The sequence below is a fragment of the Acinetobacter sp. 22301 genome (genome assembly GCF_052045285.1).
GTDB lineage: Bacteria > Pseudomonadota > Gammaproteobacteria > Pseudomonadales > Moraxellaceae > Acinetobacter > Acinetobacter pittii.
Window position 1 is genome coordinate 776,421 of record NZ_JBQEOR010000001.1, and the last position, 20,624, is coordinate 797,044.

Annotated in this window: 20 protein-coding genes; 15 read left to right on the plus strand and 5 right to left on the minus strand. The window is 37.4% G+C overall.

Annotated elements, in window-relative coordinates:
• Positions 1-83: 83 nt before the first annotated feature.
• Both murU and ACTJJH_RS03640 read right to left on the minus strand, forming a co-directional pair.
• The gene (gene murU / locus ACTJJH_RS03635; RefSeq protein ID WP_002121402.1) at positions 84-773 is read right to left on the minus strand and encodes an N-acetylmuramate alpha-1-phosphate uridylyltransferase MurU; all 690 of its coding nucleotides are present in this window, start codon (positions 771-773) and stop codon (positions 84-86) included.
• On the minus strand, positions 773-1,786 hold the full coding sequence (locus ACTJJH_RS03640) for an aminoglycoside phosphotransferase family protein (RefSeq protein ID WP_068566146.1): 1,014 nt from the start codon (positions 1,784-1,786) through the stop codon (positions 773-775). Before ACTJJH_RS03640 ends, murU begins: the two co-directional genes overlap by 1 nt.
• A 120-nt stretch (positions 1,787-1,906) precedes the next feature.
• Between ACTJJH_RS03640 and ACTJJH_RS03645 the strand changes: the two genes are divergently transcribed.
• A complete protein-coding gene (locus tag ACTJJH_RS03645) occupies positions 1,907-4,348 on the plus strand; it encodes an LPS-assembly protein LptD (protein WP_440600753.1) in 2,442 nt (813 codons plus the stop codon).
• Positions 4,348-5,658, plus strand: a complete 1,311-nt coding sequence (locus ACTJJH_RS03650) for a peptidylprolyl isomerase (RefSeq protein ID WP_017482279.1) — start codon at positions 4,348-4,350, stop codon at positions 5,656-5,658. Before ACTJJH_RS03645 ends, ACTJJH_RS03650 begins: the two co-directional genes overlap by 1 nt.
• Before the next feature lie 117 nt (positions 5,659-5,775).
• Here ACTJJH_RS03650 and fba read toward each other — a convergent pair whose 3' ends face one another.
• From fba to ACTJJH_RS03665, 3 genes are all read right to left on the minus strand, one after another.
• Positions 5,776-6,813, minus strand: a complete 1,038-nt coding sequence (gene fba / locus ACTJJH_RS03655; protein WP_440600754.1) for a class II fructose-bisphosphate aldolase — start codon at positions 6,811-6,813, stop codon at positions 5,776-5,778.
• A gap of 121 nt (positions 6,814-6,934) precedes the next feature.
• Positions 6,935-7,180, minus strand: coding sequence for a hypothetical protein (locus ACTJJH_RS03660; protein WP_002121463.1), 246 nt, complete (start codon positions 7,178-7,180; stop codon positions 6,935-6,937).
• 123 nt (positions 7,181-7,303) lie between these two features.
• Positions 7,304-8,491, minus strand: a complete 1,188-nt coding sequence (locus tag ACTJJH_RS03665) for a phosphoglycerate kinase (RefSeq protein ID WP_440600755.1) — start codon at positions 8,489-8,491, stop codon at positions 7,304-7,306.
• 138 nt (positions 8,492-8,629) lie between these two features.
• Here ACTJJH_RS03665 and ACTJJH_RS03670 point away from each other — a divergent pair, with 138 nt between their 5' ends.
• The 13 genes from ACTJJH_RS03670 (at position 8,630) to ACTJJH_RS03730 (ending at position 20,357) form a co-directional block, all read left to right on the plus strand.
• Positions 8,630-9,013: a DUF2237 family protein gene (locus ACTJJH_RS03670; protein WP_057062355.1), complete on the plus strand. Its 384-nt coding sequence runs from the start codon at positions 8,630-8,632 to the stop codon at positions 9,011-9,013.
• The gene (locus ACTJJH_RS03675; protein WP_057062356.1) at positions 9,013-9,606 is read left to right on the plus strand and encodes a Maf family protein; all 594 of its coding nucleotides are present in this window, start codon (positions 9,013-9,015) and stop codon (positions 9,604-9,606) included. Before ACTJJH_RS03670 ends, ACTJJH_RS03675 begins: the two co-directional genes overlap by 1 nt.
• Before the next feature lie 30 nt (positions 9,607-9,636).
• Positions 9,637-10,800, plus strand: a complete 1,164-nt coding sequence (locus tag ACTJJH_RS03680) for a ribosomal protein uL16 3-hydroxylase (RefSeq protein ID WP_262439613.1) — start codon at positions 9,637-9,639, stop codon at positions 10,798-10,800.
• Between the two features lie 353 nt (positions 10,801-11,153).
• Entirely contained in the window at positions 11,154-11,717 is a 564-nt protein-coding gene (locus tag ACTJJH_RS03685; protein WP_002121343.1) for a TetR/AcrR family transcriptional regulator, read from the plus strand.
• Positions 11,718-12,185: 468 nt separating this feature from the next.
• The gene (locus ACTJJH_RS03690; RefSeq protein WP_002121379.1) at positions 12,186-12,497 is read left to right on the plus strand and encodes an ArsR/SmtB family transcription factor; all 312 of its coding nucleotides are present in this window, start codon (positions 12,186-12,188) and stop codon (positions 12,495-12,497) included.
• 408 nt (positions 12,498-12,905) lie between these two features.
• Complete coding sequence (sstT, locus tag ACTJJH_RS03695) at positions 12,906-14,108, plus strand: serine/threonine transporter SstT (RefSeq protein WP_014206582.1); 1,203 nt, start codon at positions 12,906-12,908, stop codon at positions 14,106-14,108.
• 5 nt (positions 14,109-14,113) lie between these two features.
• Entirely contained in the window at positions 14,114-14,794 is a 681-nt protein-coding gene (locus tag ACTJJH_RS03700) for a YoaK family protein (RefSeq protein WP_284086241.1), read from the plus strand.
• Between the two features lie 3 nt (positions 14,795-14,797).
• Positions 14,798-15,334, plus strand: a complete 537-nt coding sequence (locus ACTJJH_RS03705; protein ID WP_002121466.1) for a DUF2058 domain-containing protein — start codon at positions 14,798-14,800, stop codon at positions 15,332-15,334.
• Positions 15,335-15,695: 361 nt separating this feature from the next.
• Positions 15,696-17,543, plus strand: coding sequence for an ABC transporter ATP-binding protein (locus ACTJJH_RS03710; RefSeq protein ID WP_063098703.1), 1,848 nt, complete (start codon positions 15,696-15,698; stop codon positions 17,541-17,543).
• Complete coding sequence (locus ACTJJH_RS03715) at positions 17,543-17,983, plus strand: MaoC family dehydratase (protein WP_002121358.1); 441 nt, start codon at positions 17,543-17,545, stop codon at positions 17,981-17,983. Before ACTJJH_RS03710 ends, ACTJJH_RS03715 begins: the two co-directional genes overlap by 1 nt.
• Positions 17,984-18,091: 108 nt before the next feature.
• Positions 18,092-19,117, plus strand: coding sequence for an AraC family transcriptional regulator (locus ACTJJH_RS03720; RefSeq protein ID WP_002121430.1), 1,026 nt, complete (start codon positions 18,092-18,094; stop codon positions 19,115-19,117).
• A gap of 37 nt (positions 19,118-19,154) precedes the next feature.
• Complete coding sequence (gcvH, locus tag ACTJJH_RS03725; RefSeq protein ID WP_005069578.1) at positions 19,155-19,529, plus strand: glycine cleavage system protein GcvH; 375 nt, start codon at positions 19,155-19,157, stop codon at positions 19,527-19,529.
• A gap of 120 nt (positions 19,530-19,649) precedes the next feature.
• Complete coding sequence (locus ACTJJH_RS03730) at positions 19,650-20,357, plus strand: SIR2 family NAD-dependent protein deacylase (protein ID WP_440600756.1); 708 nt, start codon at positions 19,650-19,652, stop codon at positions 20,355-20,357.
• The last annotated feature ends 267 nt before the right edge of the window (positions 20,358-20,624 follow it).

Consider the following 20,624-nt stretch of genomic DNA (forward strand, 5'->3'; position numbering starts at 1 on the left):
AGATAACATCTAAGTAAAATTTAAAACAAAGTATACCCATTTATGCATCGTGGAACACTAGTTAACGATTAGGGATTACACACTTAATCGTAGAAGCCTTCACGAATTTGCAAATCTAGCTCCATTAAACGCTCAGGCGTTCCCACATCTACCCATGCACCTTTAAGCTTTTCACCAGATATTTTCTGATTATGCATCGCTTGCTTCAATAGTGGAGCTAAAGGACGCTTACCCGCTTCCAATCCGTCAAAAAGTTTAGGATGAATAACTGATAGACCGCTAAAAGTGAGGTTTTCGCCCGTCACATCTTGATCGAATGTAAAAGCGCGCCCATCCAATAATGTAAAGTCGCCTTCAGGATGCTGTTTAGGATTATCAACTAACACAAGATGTGCCAAATCATCATTTAGCTTAATATGGCGCAGACCTTCAAAATCCATTGTGGTCCATACATCCCCATTCACAAGAATAAAAGGATCTGTTCCAAGCAGTGGTAAAGCATTAATAATTCCACCAGCTGTTTCTAGCCCTTCATCCTCTCGTGTCCAACGGATATCCACACCAAATTGAGAGCCATCACCTAAACTACTGATAAGTTTGTCGGCCAACCATGCAGAATTGATGACTATTTCAGTCACACCAATTTTCTTAAGTTTTTCAATATGCCACACAATAAGGGGCTTACCGCCTACCTCGAGCAAAGGCTTTGGTGTATATAGCGTAAGTGGACGCATACGATTGCCCAAGCCAGCAGCAAGAATCATTGCTTTCATTATGCTGCTACCTCATAGCTACCATATTTCTCGATAAATTTAGGCATCACGATATTATTTATAAATGCCATAAACTCTTCAAGCTCAGCATAACCACAGCTTTCTTCAAGCAAATACCACATGACACGGGGTAAATCCTTCAAATAACCAGACTTACCATCACGTTCAAATAAGCGAACAAAAATGCCTAAAATTTTAATATGGCGTTGGATCGCCATTAAATCTGCGTCACGTTTAAATTGATCAAAGCTACGGTTTTGTTTAGTCGACGCTGGCAACAAGTCATAAAACACTTTAAACCATTGATAAACACGATCAGCGTTCCATTGAACATATGCATCACGAGTAATCGAAATTAGATCATATGTATCAGCGCCAATAACAGCATCTTGGAAGTCGATTACCCCTAATTCTTGCTCATCGGTAATTTTCATCAAATTTCGACTATGAAAATCTCGATGTACAATAACTTGTGGTTGGGCTAATGCAGCATGAGCCAAGAAGTCAAATGCATTATCAATCGTTTTTTTCTGTTCAGCAGTCGGCTGAATAGAAAGCGACGGTAACATCCAGTCTGTGAGTAGATGCATTTCCGACATTAATTTTTCGTAAGAATAAGCTGGGAACTGATTAGTCCCGTCAATAGACTGCAATTGAATAAGTTGTTTAAAACTTTGTTCGTAGTATTTATCAACAGTTTCATTAGTTAATAATGTCGACAAAAGCACATCACCAAAGTCTTCTAACAATAGAAAACCTTGAGCCAGATCTTTCGCGACGATCTGAGGCACACGTACGCCATGGCTCGCAAAAAACTCGTCAATGGTCACAAACGGAACACAGTCTTCTTTTTCTGGAGGGGCATCCATGAGCATATACGTTTTATTTTGTAACTCGATACGCGCATAACGGCGGAAGCTTGCATCACCTGCTAAAAAAGCGATCTTAAATTGATCATTTTCAAGAACAGATGTAAGCCATGTATATATCAATTGTTCACGTTGTGTATTCATTTGCAATAAAATCTAAAACAAGCTGAGATTTTTGAAGGGTTAAGTGTAGCCACTTATAAACTTTTTCTCTATGATGCGACAATAATTAATTGTGAATTAGCATACTTGGTTAATGAGACAATGAAGCATCAGTTTAAATTTAATCCTTTAGCGACAGCTATTTTTACGCTCTTATGTGGCTCCATACAATCAAGTTATGCTGAGTCAACTGATGTTGTCTCCAATATAGACAATAATCAACTTAAAGCGAGCATCAAGGAAGCTTACCCAGGTCAAGAATTCTTTCAGCAATATTATGTTGATAAATCTGCACCTGAAGCTCAGCTTCGTGACAATAAATATTTAAGCTCGGCATTTTGCCAAGGCACATGGGTTACACCGATTAACCCTGAGACCAAAGCTTTAGATGCCGACAAAGCGACTTCTGTCGTTACGGCTAACTACGGACATTACAATCCAGCGGGTGATTCTGTTTTAGAAGGTGATGTCGTTATTGATCAGGAAGGACGCACGGTTCGTGCTGACAAAGTAACGATTGATAAGACCCAAACCTTTGCGCATGCACAAGGTCGAGTACAGTTAGCTCAAGGCGGGTTACTTTCACAGAGTGATGAAATTAATTACAACCTAAAAACCCAAACCGGGAATTTAGACAATAGTTTTTATATTTCTGAACAGCAACATGCCCATGGTCATGCAGGAAAAATCGAAAGAACCTCACCAAACGTTATGGTTCTTAATGATGCAACCTATACCACTTGCCCACCAGGCCAAAAACCTGGTTGGAAAATCCAAGCCAATAAAATTGAGTTAAATCAGGAAACTGGACGCGGCGTAACACGTGGAACAAAATTATATATTAAGGACGTTCCTGTTCTAGCTGTTCCCTATTTTAACTTCCCGATTGACGACCGCCGTACTACAGGTATTCTCAACCCACAATTTGGTTTCTCAAACGATGGCGGTGTTGAGCTTTCTGTTCCGGTTTATCTAAACCTTGCACCTAACTATGATTTGACACTTACTCCGCGATATTTAGCAGACCGCGGTGCAATGCTAAAAGGTGAATTTAGATATTTAACTAATGGCTTTGGTGCTGGGGAAATGTGGGGTGGCATCTTGCCATCTGACAAAGGTTATGATGACAAAGATCGTAAAGATTTCCATTTTTTACATAATTGGGATATCAACGATCAGTGGTCTACTAACCTCGAATATAACTATGCATCAGATAAAGATTACTTCTCTGACTTAGATAGCAGTCCTAACTCTAAAACAGATCTTAACTTACGTAGAGCTTGGGAACTTAATTATCAACATGGTATTCCAGGTTTAAAAGCACAGCTTAAGGTCGAAGATTTCCAGACACTTGATCCTGAAGTTGCAGATGCAGATAAACCATATGCCCGTTTACCGCAATTCTTATTAAATTACGTCACTGGTAATCCACTAGGACTACAATACGAATTTAATAATGACACTGCTTACTTTAAGAAATCAATTAATGATGATTCTGCTCAAGAAAGTAGTGGTACACGTATTTATAACCAGTTCGCAACGCGTTATAACTACCGTACACCAGCAGCTTTTGTGATTCCTGAAGTCTCTGTACGTTCTATTCAAACGTTTTATGATAAGGACAGTATCGCATCTCAAAATCTAGATGGTGGTTCCGAAAATAAATCAGTCGTTGTACCTCAATTCACGTTAGACACTGGACTGAACTTTGAACGTGATGGTAAGTACTTACAAACACTTACACCACGTGCTTTCTACGCTTACGCGCCATACAAAAATCAAGATGGTTATCCTAACTTTGACTCAACCACTGCATCAGTAAGTTATGATCAATTATTTAACCCTTACCGTTTTTATGGTCATGACCGCCTAGAAGACAATAACTTTTTATCATTGGGTGTAAGTTATAGCCTCTTTGACACAGTAGGTTTAGAACGTTTACGGGCAAGTGTAGGTCAAAGTTACTATTTCGAAGACCGTCGTGTTACCTTACAACGACAACAAGATGAAATTGATACTGAACGCAACACAGGCCCTGTTGTGAGCCTATCAAGCCAGCTTAACCAAAACTTTACCATTGCTGCCAACTCAGCTTGGATGTCAAATGGTGACAATGCTCAACGTGACTTCCAACTTTACTATACAGGTGATAAAGGAAATCTATATAACTTAGGCTATTTCTATCGTAATGATATTCCTGGTCGTCAAGATACTTATGACCAAGTTGTTGCATCGTTTATACAACCAATTAAAGACAATTGGCGTATTATGGGCCACGTACAATATGACATGGACAATGATGTTGCCCGTGAACTCTTGCTAGGAGTTAACTATGAGTCATGTTGCTGGGGTATTTCTGTCTATGGCCGTTCATACTATAACGATCTAGACGATCCAAAATCTCCAGATGTTAGTGAAAAGCGCGCGATCATGGCCGAAATTACACTAAAAGGTTTAGGTGGTTTAAACAATAAACTCGCGTCTTTACTTGAAAATCGCGTTTTAGGTTTTAACAAAATTAATCAATCTTGGACACAACGTTAATGAAGACAAAGCATCTTAAACAGTTTTTTAAAGCAACTACACTTGCTGCCCTAATCTCTTCATCAATGCATAGTTTTGCCCAACCCGCTGATGAAGTTGTGGCAATTGTGGACAATAGCGTAATTTTAAAAAGCGATCTTCAACAAGGTATGGCTGAAGCAGCTCATGAACTGCAAGCTCAAAAGAAAGAAGTGCCACCTCAGCAATACTTACAGTTTCAGGTATTAGATCAATTAATTTTGCGTGAGGCACAACTTGAACAAGTTAAAAAATATGGCATTAAACCTGATGAAAAGAGCTTAAATGAAGCTGTACTTAAAGTAGCAGGTCAATCTGGCTCTAAAAGTTTAGAAGCTTTCCAGCAAAAGTTGGATGCTATGGCACCAGGAACTTATGAAAGTTTACGTGGCCGAATCGCTGAGGATTTAGCGATTAGCCGTTTGCGCCAACAACAAGTGATGTCTCGTATTAAAATTAGTGATCAAGATGTAGAAAACTTCTTAAAATCACCTCAGGGACAAGCTGCGTTAGGTAATCAAGCACATGTGATTCATATGCGCATTTCTGGTGACAATGCACAAGAAGTTCAATCTGTAGCTCAAGAAGTGCGTTCAAAGCTTGCGCAAAGTAATGATATAAATGCTTTGAAAAAACTTTCAACTGCAAATGTAAAAGTTGAAGGTGCTGATATGGGTTTCCGCCCACTGTCTGATATTCCTGCTGAACTTGCGGCTCGTATTACACCATTACAAGATGGTCAAACGACTGACTTAGTTTCAGTACGTGATGGCGTACATGTTTTAAAGCTTCTTGAACGTAAACAAAATGAGCAAAAAGCTTTAGTACCTCAATTTCAAACCCGCCACATTCTCATTCAGCCATCTGAAGTAGTGACTCTTGAGAATGCTAAGCAAATTATTGATAACATCTATAAACGCTTAAAAGCTGGTCAAGATTTTGCAACACTTGCAGCAACCTATTCAAATGACACAGGTTCAGCACGTGATGGGGGAAGTTTGGGTTGGGTAACACCTGGAATGATGGTTCCTGAATTTGATAAAAAAATGCAGGAAATTCCTGTAGGTGAAATTAGCGAACCTTTCCAAACTCAGTTCGGCTGGCATATCTTACAAGTAACGGATAAACGTGAAAAAGATATGACGCATGAATATCAAGAGCGTATGGCACGTCAAATTTTAGGTGAACGCCAATTCAACACTGAAATTGATAGCTGGTTACGTGAAGTACGTGCAAATGCATATGTAGAAATCAAAGATCCAAGTCTAGACAAAAAGAACTTACAAAAGTAAGTCTTTTTCGCTTCATCAAAACCTGTGTTTGCCACAGGTTTTTTATGCATGAAATTTACATAATAAAAAACCGGTTATATAAATAACCGGTTTCTATAAATTAAACCCTAACGGGAATTATTTATAGCGATCAACCATTTTCTCTAAAGAAATCGGGCGAATCTTGTCAGCATTTCCAGCTGTACCAAACGCTTCATAACGATCAATACAAATTTGCTTCATTGAATCTACAGTTTTAGCAAAGTATCTACGTGGATCGAATTCAGCTGGGTTTTCAGCCATAAACTGACGAATTGCACCAGTAGATGCTAAGCGTAAGTCTGTATCGATATTGATCTTACGCACACCATGTTTAATTGCTTCTACAAGCTGTTCAACAGGTACACCATAAGTCTCTTTAATATCACCGCCAAACTCATTGATTACTTTCAACCACTCTTGCGGCACAGAACTTGAACCATGCATAACAAGATGAGTATTTGGTAATGCCGCATGAATTTCTTTAATGCGGTCAATTGCCAAGATATCACCTGTAGGTGGACGAGTGAATTTGTAAGCACCATGTGAAGTACCTACAGCAATCGCCAATGCATCTACATTAGTATCGGCAACAAACTGAGTCGCTTCTTCAACAGAAGTAAGAAGTTGTGAGTGATCAAGGACACCTTCAGCACCAACACCGTCTTCTTCGCCAGCCATACCAGTTTCAAGGCTACCTAAACAGCCAATCTCACCTTCGACAGAAACACCACATGCATGTGCTAAAGCAACAACATTACGAGTTACATCAACGTTGTATTCGTAAGAAGTAGGTGTTTTACCATCTGTACCTAATGAACCGTCCATCATTACGGAACTAAAGCCAAGCTGAATTGAACGCTGACAGATATCAGGGCTTGTTCCATGGTCTTGATGCATTACCACTGGAATATGCGGCCATTCTTCAATTGCAGCCAAAATAAGATGGCGTAAGAATGGAGCGCCTGCATATTTGCGAGCTCCAGCTGATGCTTGAACAATTACAGGTGAATTGGTTGCATCCGCGGCAAGCATAATTGCACGCATTTGTTCTAAGTTATTTACGTTAAATGCTGGTACGCCGTAGTTATGTTCAGCAGCGTGATCCAAGAGCTGGCGCATTGAAATGAGTGCCATAATATCCTCCCAGGTAGTGCGGCTTATTCTACCCTGTCATTTATTTCAATTCAGCAACAAATCACAGTATTTCAAAAAAAATCCCTGCATTTGCAGGGATTTTTTAACAAAAAACAACAAATTAATGTGTTTCTGAAGCAGCAGCCTCACTTGGCGCACTACCTTCAACCACATCTGTATTCTTTTCATCTAGAACTGGCTTATCAATCGCATCAATTGCTGCTTGTTGCTCAGGCGTTACTTTTTCAGAAACAGCAGTAGATGCAGCTGATTCTTGCCCCGCTTGAGATGCTTCATCTTTCTTAGCACAAGCAGTCAACATCATCGGTACAATTAACATAGCAGCAAATGTAAGCTTTAAATTCATCACTATTTTCCACAGTTGGTGATTTAATACTCGACATTTTATTGCAAATATATGACAGTTTAATGACTTATCAATGAAAAAGGGATTGGTTACCCAATCCCTTCTTATTTCTATATAACAGTATTAAGCACGTTCAAGCAAAACAGCAACTGCTGGCAATGTTTTTCCTTCAACAAACTCAAGGAATGCACCACCACCTGTAGAAATATAACCAATTTGGTCAGCGACGTTATATTTATCAATCGCAGCTAATGTATCTCCACCACCAGCAATCGAGAATCCTTCCGATTGAGCAACCGCAAGAGAAAGCGCTTTGGTCCCTTCACCAAATTGATCTACCTCAAATACGCCTACTGGACCATTCCAAAGGATCGTTTTTGATGTTGTTAAAATATCAGCAAATGCTTTAGCTGTTTCTGGACCAACGTCTAAAATCATATCATTTGCAGTCACATCTTCTACTTTCTTCACAACAGCTTGAGCTGCTGCTAAAGAACCTAAGAAATCTTCAAAATTAATTTGCGATGCATCAGCAACTACAACATCTGTAGGAAGTGGAACACTTACTTTAGCAGCAATTTGTTTAGCAGTTTCAACCAAGTCAGCTTCATATAATGATTTACCAACGTTAAAACCAGCAGCTGCTAAGAATGTATTTGCAATACCGCCACCAACGATCAGTTGATCACAGATACTAGAAAGTGAGTTTAAAACATCAAGTTTAGTTGAAACTTTAGAACCAGCAACAATTGCAACCATTGGTTTTTCTGGAGTTTGCATTGCACGGCCTAGTGCATCTAACTCAGCAGCCAACAAAGGACCAGCAGCAGCAACTGGAGCGAAACGAGCTACACCTTCAGTAGATGCTTCTGCACGATGAGCAGTACCAAATGCATCCATAACAAACACGTCACATAAAGCAGCATATTTTTGAGCGAGCTCTGGATTATTTTTCTTTTCGCCATGGTTAAAGCGTACATTTTCAAGCAATACTACTTGACCAGCTTCAACCTCAACGCCTTCTAAATAATCTGTTAATAATTTAACTTCTTGACCCAATACTTCTGTTAAATAAGCAGCGACTAGTGCAAGTGATTGTTCTGGCTTTGGTTCACCTTCAACAGGACGACCTAGATGTGAACATACCATCACTGCTGCGCCTTTATCTAAAGCAGCTTTAATAGTTGGTAATGCTGCACGTAAGCGAGCATCGCTAGTAATCACACCATTTTTGACAGGAACGTTTAAATCTTCACGAATAAGGACACGTTTGCCTGTTAAGTTAAGGTCAGTCATACGCTGAAAATTCATGTAAAGCTCTCTTTATGATTTTAAAAACGCGCCAATTTTAAATGATTACATCAAAAAAGGTTAGTTTTTTTGCATAAAAGCTGTAGAAAGCCCCAGTTTTGATTATGATAGAGGTAGTTATTTGATATTTCACCCATTATGTCTATTCATCCAGATCCACAAATCAATCGCTTAAATGTTTTAGGGGAACCTTTAGCAAGTTGTTGCTTTGACCCTATTACAGGCTATTTTAGAAATGGTTTCTGCCACACAGCAGTAACAGACCTTGGTCAGCATACCGTATGTGCACAAATGACCGCTGATTTCTTAAATTTCTCTCAGAAAATTGGTAATGATCTTATTACCCCTTTGCCAGAAGTAGGTTTCCCTGGTCTGAAACCGGGTGATTTCTGGTGTATCTGCGTAACTCGCTGGGTAGAGGCTTATCAAGCGGGTGAAGCCCCTCCTATTAAAATACATGCATGTCATCAAGCTGTATTAAGCTATGTACCTTTAGATGTATTAATGGAATTTGCAGTGTAATGGTTCAGCCACAAATTATTTTGGCTTCGAGTAGTCAAACTCGCAAAGACTTAATGGACCGTCTTGGAATTAATTATATTTGTATTAGTCCCGATATTGATGAAAGTCCTCGCGATGAAACCCATGCCGATGAACTTGCAAAAAGGCTCGCTTTCACAAAAGCTCAGGTGATTGCTGAACAGAACCCATCAGCCATCGTTATTGGTTCAGATCAAGTTGCTTGGCGAGAACATGCTCCGCATGACTTTATTGGCAAACCGATGACTAGTGAAAATGCTAAAGCACAACTAGCAGATAATTCTGGTCGAACTGTTTTTTTTAGTACAGCGCTTAGCGTGCAATGGCTCGATAGAAACTTTGAACAAACGCTCGTTGAACATTATCAAGTTAAATTTCGAAATCTGAATCAAGCTGAAATTGAACGATACGTTTTATTAGATCAGCCACTACATTGCGCTGGCAGCTTTAAGTGTGAAAGTTTAGGAATTAGCTTGTTTGAAAAAATGATAGGCCAAGACCAGACCACACTGATGGGTCTTCCTATGATTCAACTTTGCCATATTTTAAGGCAACTTGATCTACAAATTCCTTAATTCTAGATATTTTATAAATAGGTTATTTCCATGACAGAACCTTTAACAGTTTTAGGCGGTATTACTGCCGAGCAATTTTTAGCAGAGTATTGGCAGAAAAAACCTTTACTGGTGCGTAACGGATTGCCAGAAATTATAGGTCTTTTACAACCTCAGGATGTGCAAGAACTTGCCTTAGAAGAACATGCAAGTGCCAGACTGATTCGCCAAAAAGATAAAAATCCAAATGAATGGCACGTAAAGTCTTCACCTTTAACCAAAGGTGATTTTCAAAAGCTACCAAAATTATGGTCAATTTTAGTACAGGCAGTAGATCACTACTCTTTTGATCTTTCAGAACTTTGGAAAAAATTTCCTTTTATTCCTCAATGGCGCCGCGACGATATTATGGTGTCTTATGCACCTAAGGGTGGTTCAGTTGGGAAACATTTCGATTTTTATGATGTGTTTTTAGTTCAGGGTCATGGTCATCGTCGCTGGCAGCTAGGTCAAATGTGCGATGCAAATACTGCATTTGTACCCAATCAACCATTAAAACTTTTGCCAGAAATAGATGTGCAATTTGATGAGGTTTTAGCACCAGGCGATTTACTCTATGTTCCACCTGGAATAGCACATTATGGGGTTGCCGAAGATGACTGCCTAACTTTCTCATTTGGCTTTCGCATGCCAAACGTTGCAGGAATGATGGAACGTATTAGCGATCAATTTTCAGCTAATATTTTACTTCAAAATCCTGTTGTAGATATCGCACGCAAACAAATGAGTCAAATTGGTGAAATTAACTCAACTGAACTAAGTTATCTAAAAGACTTAGTTTTAGCTCAGTTGCAAGACTCTACAGCACTTGATGCAGCAATCATGTCATATATGAGCGAACCTAAATATCCAGATAATATTCCAGAACCTGATGAGATCGAAGCCGATGATCTTCAAGAGATCTTACATGAAGGTTATGAAGTTTTATTAGAACCTGCCTCTCGCCTACTTTATACAGAAAATAACGGAATTCTAAACTTCTGGGGAAATGGCGAAGCGCTATGTATAGCTGAAACTTTTGCACCAAAATTAAAAGCTATTGCTGATGGAGAAAGCTTAGCTTTCAATAGCGAATTTAATGAGCTTGAAATCCTTGAGAATGTTACTTACTTACTCAATGAGTCTATTTTGATGCTTTTACCTCCTTCAGAGTAAAAAACTTTAATAAAAGTGGACTTTTCAAAACAACGGGAAGTCCACTTTTAAATTAGCCGAAAAATTCAAAAATAGATTTGTTTTTTGTTTATTAATTTCCCTTTTAAATTTTAAAATCGACTTATCGCAAAAATATTGAAGTTAAAAGATTTTGAAAAAAGAAGTGTAATTATTTAAATATATAGCCTTGAACCCATTACCTTTCCCTTAAAAGTAAAACTTCAGCGTTTAAAAAAATAATATCTTTTTTCTATCAATAACAAACAATACCTTGTAAAATTAAAATATCTAGATTCTCATTGATAAAGATCACCGTTCAAGCTAATAGCAATTCATTTGTGAGAGGCTAAAATATGTCGAAAAAAGATGACATTATTAACACCGCATTAAGACTTTTTAACTCGTATAGCTATAATTCTATAGGTGTAGATCGCATCATTAATGAATCTGGCGTTGCAAAAATGACTTTCTATAAGCATTTTCCATCAAAAGAAAAATTAATTGAAGAGTGTCTACTTCTTCGAAATACGCTTCTACAAAACTCTCTTACTTCTGCCTTATCAAAACATGATGAGTTAGACCCTCTTGCCAGAATTAAAGCAGTATTTTTATGGTATTCCGACTGGTTTAATAGCGAAGATTTTAATGGCTGCATGTTTCAAAAAGCCTTGGAAGAGGTTTTAAAACAATATCCTTCAACACATCAACCTGCCACTTTGTATAAAGCTTGGTTGACCCAACTCATGCAAAATCTTCTTAACCAGTATGATGTAAAAGAGCCAGTTCCCCTATCTTTACTACTCGTTAATATTTTGGAAGGTATGACTATACAGGCTCAAGTCGAACATGGTTCAATAAAAATTAATGATTACTGGACTCGAGTAGAAAAATTAATCGATTTCGAAAGAGCAGCATAAAAATAAAGCGTGATATTCTTCTTCTTATATTTAATGATTCTTCTTATGTATCACGCTGCGTCTGAAAGTCATTTTGGTTCACAATTAGACGTTTTTTTCGACCTTACTGAACCAAAATATACAGACCTGTCTGTACAAAACAGATTATATATTTAAAAAATAAAAACTCAATCCTTTTTTATGATTTGTCTCAAGATAAATTAGATTTAACTATTTATTGAAAGCAAATTGAAATTGTTTTAGGTTGACTTCGTTTCACTTATACTTAACAATTACACTTATAACACAAAGCAACATTTTAGACACAAAAGAAATACAAATAGTTGTTTTTAATTAGAAAGACTACTTATTTATCAATTCCCCTTATATTGCTTTTCAACAAAAACAATTGGATTGATTAGTTTTGCTACATTCATTTTCATAAGATCAATCTATACTATGCCCGCTATATTGATATAGGTATAAAGTATGAAAGATGGACTCCAAATCGAAGAAATGAAAAATGCGGCTGATTCAGTCGTTGGAATTCTTAAATCTTTGGCTAATACAGATCGTTTATTAATTTTATGTCACTTAGCTTATGAGGAGTTAAATGTTTCTCAAATTGAAGAGAAGACCCAAATTACCCAGCCCACTCTTTCACAACAACTTATGATGCTACGCAAAAGTGATGTTGTATCAACCCGTCGTGATGGCAAGCAAATTTTTTATTCAATTAAGGATGACAATATGCATTCAATTTTAAATACGCTTCATCAGCTGTACTGTGCAAGTAAATAATATTTTTTAAATTATAAATTTATAATAATAGTAGTAACTTCCTGAAATATGCGATTTTTCAGCTTGAAAGCTTAGAGTCCAATCCAAGCACAAAGTTTTGAAAATTCGCGTAGCTTTTCTAAAAAGCTCAACCATATTTAACTTTTTGCCCCTATATTGTCTTTAGCCTATTCCAGGCTTTCACAGCTTTTTGATATACCTAGTTTTTTAATGAGCAATTAACAAGCAAAACCACCAACTATAAAATTTAAAATATTAAATTAAGACCAATAAAAACAATTATTTAATATTACCATCAAGTATAAATACTTATAGGTGCTATAAAAAAGCTTAAGATTCACATCACTTAAGTATAAAATACTCCGCTTGTTCAACCTTTAGCCATGATTAGGTTAATAAGGCCTTTATATGCTTGCATTCTTTTCTCGATTAAGCTTAGTCACTAAGATTATTATCGCCATTATTCTAGGGATAGGCGTTGCATTACTATTTCCGAACGTTACGCCTTACTTAAGTTTATTTGGTGAGCTTTTCATTAAAGCCTTAAAGTCGGTTGCCCCTATTTTAGTTTTTGTATTGGTGCTTTCTTCTATTGCCAACTTCCAAGTGGGTCATAGCGCCAATTTACGCCCTATTATGATTCTATATGTGGCAGGTATGTTGCTTGCAGCTTTCACAGCTGTGATTGTCAGTCTTTCTTTTCCAAGCACATTATTCCTCAATACAGTTTCACATAATGACTTACAAGCGCCTGGTAGTCTCGCAGATATATTAAAAAACTTGCTCTTAAGCTTTATTGCAAACCCTGTTCAAGCAATTAGTGAAGCCAACTTTATTGGTATTTTAGCTTGGGCAATTGGCCTAGGTTTAGCTATGCGTCATAGCTCAGACACCACAAAACAAGTGATGCAGGATGTTTCACATGCTGTAAGTGCTATTATTCATAAAGTAATTGCTTTTGCACCAGTCGGTATTTTCGGATTAGTTGCAGTGACTTTTGCCGATGCCGGCCTTGCAACACTTGAAAGCTATGCACAATTATTAGTGGTATTGTTAGGTACCATGTTCTTTGTTGCTTTGGTTATCAACCCTATTCTTGTTGCCCTTACTATACGTGGAAATCCATACCCTCTCGTATTTAAGTGTCTAAAAGAAAGTGGTATTACAGCTTTCTTTACTCGAAGCTCAGCAGCCAACATCCCAGTTAACTTAGATTTGGCAGAGCGTTTAGGTGTTAACCCATCTACAGCTAGTGTATCTATTCCTTTAGGCGCAACAGTAAATATGGCAGGTGCGGCAGTAACCATTACTGTGCTTACATTAGCAACTGTCCATACGCTTGGCATTCATGTTGACTTTGCGACAATGGTTATTTTATCAGTTGTTGCTACAATTTCAGCTTGTGGTGCTTCGGGTGTTGCAGGTGGTTCTTTACTTTTGATTCCGGTAGCTTGTAGTCTATTTGGTATTTCAACAGAAATTGCTATGCAAGTTGTAGCGGTTGGTATGATTATCAGTGTATTGCAAGACTCTACAGAAACAGCCCTTAACTCATCTACAGATGTATTATTTACCGCAGCTGTAGATATTCGCTCTAAGCAAGCGTCTTAAGCAAAATGCCATTTCAACGCCTACCAAACTGGTTCCAACTTGGAGCCTTTTTGCTGGCATTTAATGCCGGAATGATTAATGTCTTAGGATTAATTACTCTTTTGCATCAATCTATTTCACATATGACTGGCAACGTTAGTATGCTGGCTATGAGTTTGGTAGAGTGGCAACCAGAACATATCATTTTTTTACTTCTGGTGATTATTTGTTATGTTTGCGGTTCATTTTATAGTGGTTTTATTTTAGGTAGCAGTCATTTTCGACTAGGTCGTCGTTATGGCTTACCTTTGAGCCTTGTTGCCTTATTCATTTTCCTTTGCTGGCTATTGCTTCCTTATTTTCCACGCTATGGATTATTATGGGCTTGTACGGCAATGGGGTTACAAAATGCGATGGTAAGCCACTACAAAGGAACGATTATTCGCACTACTCATCTATCTGGTGTGCTGACTGATATTGGTTTAGCACTTGGATATAAAGCCAGGGGCTTAATTGTAGAAAATCGACGTATTGTTTTACATTTACTTATTCTTGCTGGCTTCCTGTTGGGTGGAATTGTTGCCGCTTCAGTACATCCATATTTGAAACTACAATCATTTTTATTGCCAGCAATTTTAAGCTTAGCCTTAAGTATTTCTTACTGGATAGTTTATCTCTATAGTACTTCAACTTCACACAAGGACTAAGACATGGTTAAAAATGCCTTACAAGCACAGCTATTAAAAGCTGGTTTAGTTGATAATAAAAAAGCAAAAAAATTAACAAAGCAAGCTCATCACGAACAGCGTCTTGGACTAAGTAATGAGGCTGAAATCAAAGCAAATATTGAAAAAGCTCAACAAGAAAAGTTAGCTAAAGATCAAGCTTTAAATTTAGAAAAACAGAAACAGCTTGAAGAAAAAGCACTTAAAGCATCAATCATCCAGATGATTAAGCAGCACAAGATTACTGATTTTGCTGGAGATGTGGCTTATCAATTTATTGATGAAAATAAAATCAAAAAAGTGTATCTATCTCAGCAAGTTTATAATGCACTTGTTGCAGGTAGCCTAGTTATTGCTAAAGATCAAGATCAATACGCCTATCTTCCAAAAGCTTTAGGTGAAAAAATTGATCAAAAAATGCAAGGCTTCATTTTGATTAATAATGCTGAGAAAAACGAACAAGCCACTGATGAGGAAGATCCATATGCAGCATATGTTATTCCAGATGACTTAATGTGGTAATACGATACTTAGGCCTTTATGACCCAAATCTAAAGGCCTTTTCTAATATGTGTAGCTGTAATAATTTAACAGATGTTCAAAATACTAATAAAAAATACTTAAAGAATAAATTCCTTCACCCTTTATCTATTAATCTCGATATAATAAATAATATTTTTAGTCCTCGCGACGTTCTTGAAGATTTCTTCGAGTCTCCATTTTTGCGTCATGTATTAATTTAAGACGTACAACATTATCAGTTCATGTGTATTTGCATATATTCACAAGATCGAAACCCTAAGTGATATTGATCTAACTGACTTTTTGCAAATTAAATTGCAAAGATTTAATTAAGTGGCTTTTGTGTCAAAGGTAGTAATTCATGCTGAAGTGGTTTGAAAAACTTGTAGATCCCTACCCAACTAAAGGTTTAGATGAACCTTTACCGACTCGTTTTTTTCCATTTGTTTGGCAAGCTACGGAAGGCCTACGCCCTTACTTATTCTTACTTATTCTTTTTACAGCAGGTGCTGCAAGCTTTGAAGCCTTACTTTTTTCAAAGATTGGACAACTCGTAGACTGGTTAAGTAAAAGTCATCCAGAAAGCTTTTTAAGTCAGCATGCTACTGATTTACTCATTTTGATTGGTGTTTTATTTACCAACATCTTTTTTGTAAATATTCAATCTATTATCAAACATCAAATTTTATATAGTACCTTCCCAATGCGTTTGCGCTGGCGTTTCCATAATCTTTTATTGAAACAAAGCTTGGACTTTTTCCATAATGACTTTGCAGGACGACTTTCTGCGAAGGTTATGCAAACAGCGTTAGCAATCCGTGAGTTCTGGATTATTTTGGGTGACATGTTGGCATACGTCAGCATTTACTTCATTACAGTCAGCATTGTTCTTGGCGCAATTTCACCAATTTTACTTATTCCACTTTTAGTTTGGTTAAGCCTATTTTTATTAAGCGCATGGTTCTTTATCCCCCGCTTAAGTAAAGTTTCTCAGCAACAAGCCGATGCTAGAGCGATCATGACGGGCCGTGTAACAGATGCATACACCAACATCCAAACGGTAAAACTATTTGCCCATGCTGGTCGTGAAAGCCAATACGCAAAAGCATCTATGAAAGAGTTTATGACTACAGTCTATGCTCAAATGCGTTTAGGTACCCTCTTTGAAGTCAGCATCAATATGTTGTCTGCTGTTTTGTTTGTAGGTGTAATTGGTACCTCTGTTTGGCTATGGACCCAAGGTTTAGCAGCATTAGGTGTAATTGCAGCAACTACTGCAATGATTTTAAAACTTAATAGTATGGCTGAATTTATGATGTGGCATATGTCAGCCTTATTTGAAAATGTTGGAACCATTCAAGATGGTATGCAAACATTAGGTAAAAAAATCAATATTCAAGACAAACCAGATGCAAAACCACTTGCAGTGACCAAAGGTGAGATTGTATTTAAAGATGTAAGCTTTGCTTATAACAATAAAAATGTGATTGATCACTTCAACTTGCATATTAGAGCAGGCGAAAAAATAGGAATTGTGGGCCGTTCTGGCGCAGGAAAGTCTACGCTGATTCAGTTGCTTTTACATTTTTACCATCTTAAGCAAGGTGCCATTTTAATTGATGGCCAAAACATCGAAGATGTAACTCAAGATAGTCTAAGAGCTAATATTGCTTTAGTTACTCAAGATACGTCTTTATTACATCGCTCAGTTGCAGAGAATATTAAATATGGTCGCCCTGATGCATCTGATGCAGACATGGAGAATGCTGTAAATAAAGCCAAAGCTGCTGAATTTATTCCGCAATTGGTTGATTTAAAAGGACGTAGTGGTTATAACGCTCAAGTAGGTGAACGTGGTGTTAAACTTTCTGGTGGTCAAAGACAGCGTATTGCCATTGCACGTGTATTCTTAAAAGATGCTCCTATTCTTATTTTAGATGAAGCAACTAGTGCATTAGACTCAGAAGTTGAAGCAGCAATCCAGTCAAGTTTAAATGACCTGATGGTTGATAAAACCGTTATTGCAATTGCACACCGTTTATCTACTATTGCACAAATGGACCGTTTAATCGTTCTTGATGAAGGTCGAATTGCTGAGCAAGGAACTCATGAAGAGTTAATTGCGCAAAATGGTATATACGCACAGTTATGGAAACGTCAAACAGGTGGTTTCCTAATTGAACAAAAAGTATTACAGGGTCAAGATTAATGCTTTATTTAGAAGATTTGAAAATTGGTGATCGTTTTATTAGCCGTGAATATGAAATTACCTTAGATGAAATCAAAAAATTCGCAAGCTCCTATGACCCTCAACCCTTCCATATAGATGAAGAACAAGCTAAGCACGATCCAATTTTTCAAGGAATTGCTGCTAGCGGTTGGCATACTTCTGCAATTACTATGCGGTTATGGACGGAATGTATGCCGATTCATGGCGGCCTGATTGGTTCAGAGTCTAGCTTACGGTGGCCACGCCCTACTCGACCAGGTGATAAAATTCATGTGGAAGCTGAAATTTCAGCGATCACACCATCCAAAACAAAATTAGATCGTGGTATTGTAAGTTACGTTACGCAAGCCTTAAATCAAAATGGCGACGTATTACTTATTTCAACAACAAAAATTGTTGTCTTTAAAAAGAATGTTTAAAACATGGTTGATATGATTGTCTAACAGTTTTTATAAACTCAGATTATATTTCATGACAAGATGTGTAAGAAATGCATGTGACAAATTGATGAGAGCAATGGAACGCATATGAAAATTACCTCAGCTCGTCAAGATCAAGGTATTCCGGGTGTCTATGGCTTATTGCTATTAGATGTTGTTTCACGTTGGGGATATAACGATGAAACATTATTTGCTCCATTTCATCTTACGAGTGAGCAACTGGCCGATCCTGATTATCGTATTTCTACACCTGTAGCAAACGAACTGGTTAAACACGCGCTTAATTTAACTGGTGAAACTACTTTGGGGTACCATCTTGGTACTCAAATGCGTATTTCGATTCATGGCTTCATTGGCTATGCAATTATGACAGCCAAAGATATTACAGAAGCAATTGCCCTTGCAGCACGCTTTATTCAACTACGTCTACCTTTTTTACAACTCTATTTTTCAACGTTTGGGCCAAAAGCTACCCTACAATTACAGTGCGACATCGAACTTGAACCTCTACGGACAGAAATCGTTTTAGGTTTGACCATTGGCATCATGAGTATGGCTAAAGCGATTACGGGTATCGAAGATTTAGCTGGTGATGTAGATTTGGACTTTCCTGAACCAGAAGGCTTTGAAAAGTATAGAAATAAACTAAGCAGCACAATTCGCTTCAACCAGCCACATCTGATTTCAAGTTTTGATAAAAAATACTTAGGAATTAAATTAGTTAATGCTGATCCTATCGCAAGTCAGGTTGCTATTAATCAGTGCGAAGCCGAACTTTCCGCTTTAGGTGAGCGCCGTCGCTTAGCAATGCGAGTTCGTGATATTTTAAGTAATTCTGAACAACATTATTTAAGCATTGAAAATGTAGCTGAATGTCTACACATGTCAGACCGCACGCTAAAGCGCCAATTAGCCGCTGAAGGAACTTCATTTTCTACATTGGTTGATGAAGTGCGCTATCGACATGCAACATCTCTACTTTCACGTACAGATTATAGTCTGGAACAAATTGCAGATGAACTTGGCTATTCAGACGTTGCAAATTTTAGCCGTGCTTTTAAACGCTGGAGTGGTCGCAGTCCGAGCAACTGGCGTAAAGACCCATACTTATAATGTTTAAAACTATTGGACACAAGCTTAAGGAGTTACCATGAATCATCCTTCGGAACTGAAGTATGCACGTACACATGAGTGGGTAAAGATTGAGGGTGATCTTGTTATTACAGGGATTACCGATCATGCACAAGATGAACTTGGCGATTTGGTTTACGTTGAAACTCCGGAAGTTGGGAGTAAAGTTACTGCTGGCGAACAAGCTGGTGTGGTTGAATCAGTAAAAACTGCTTCTGACATCCATGCTCCTGTTTCAGGCACTGTAGTAGAAGTAAATACTGACCTTGAAGATGATCCTGATTTTGTAAATGACGATCCATATGGAAAAGGCTGGATTTATAAAATCAAACCAGACAACATTGCAGATGTTGAAAAACTTTTAACAAATGCAGAATATGAAGCTGGCTTATAAAAGATAGCTATAGCTTTTCATATTTAATAAAAACCAGTTTAGTCTTAAACTGGTTTTTTCTTTATCTATTATCTATTCAAAATCTATTCAAAATCTATTCAAATTCAGTTTTACGAATCGGTGACTTCTATGACAAAGCTTGTTGTATTCTCTGGCGCTGGCATGAGTGCTGAAAGTGGAATTAGCACTTTTCGTGACAGTAATGGTCTATGGGAAAATTACGACATCCAACAAGTTGCCACACCTGAGGCATGGCAAAAGAATCCTGCTTTAGTTCAACGCTTTTACAATGAGCGACGTAAAAATATTTTAGAGGCTGAACCTAACGAAGCTCATCAATATATTGCCAAACTACAAGACTACTTTGACGTACAAGTGATTACTCAAAATATTGATGATTTACATGAACGGGCTGGAAGTTCTAACGTTTTACATTTGCATGGAAATATTCGTTTAGCGAAAAGCTCTGGCCCGAATGCACAATTTACAACACAGTTTTACGATATTAATGGCTGGAAGCTAGATTTAGAACAAGACTTTTGCCCAGATGGCTATCCCCTGCGTCCACATGTAGTCTGGTTCGGTGAAGCTGTACCCGCTTATGAAGAAGCAATTCAATTAGTACAAAGTGCAGATATTTTTATTGTGATCGGCTCGACATTAAGCGTATATCCTGTTGCGGCTTTAGTTCATGAAATTTCAAATCAATGTAAAGCCTACTATATAGATCCAAATGCTGATCATCTGCGTGTTCCTCACCAATATGAATTATTAAAGATGTCAGCGACTCAAGGAATGCATAAACTTTTTGCAAATTTAATTAGCTAATTGCTATTTTTAGACACTAAATAAGCCTAACTTGAATAAAAAAAATTATTAATTGAACAAAAAAATGCCGATTTTTTTGACTTTATTCTAAATTTCTATAATTTTTTTTTGACCAATAGCCTATTTATAACTCAATATCGATTTATTTTTTTAGAAAATGACATTTTTTTGCTGAAAAAATTTAAAAGAATAAATATTAAAAAATTATAAGTTATTGATTAATATTACAATTTTATATCTTTAAAATCAATTTATTTTAAGTTACAC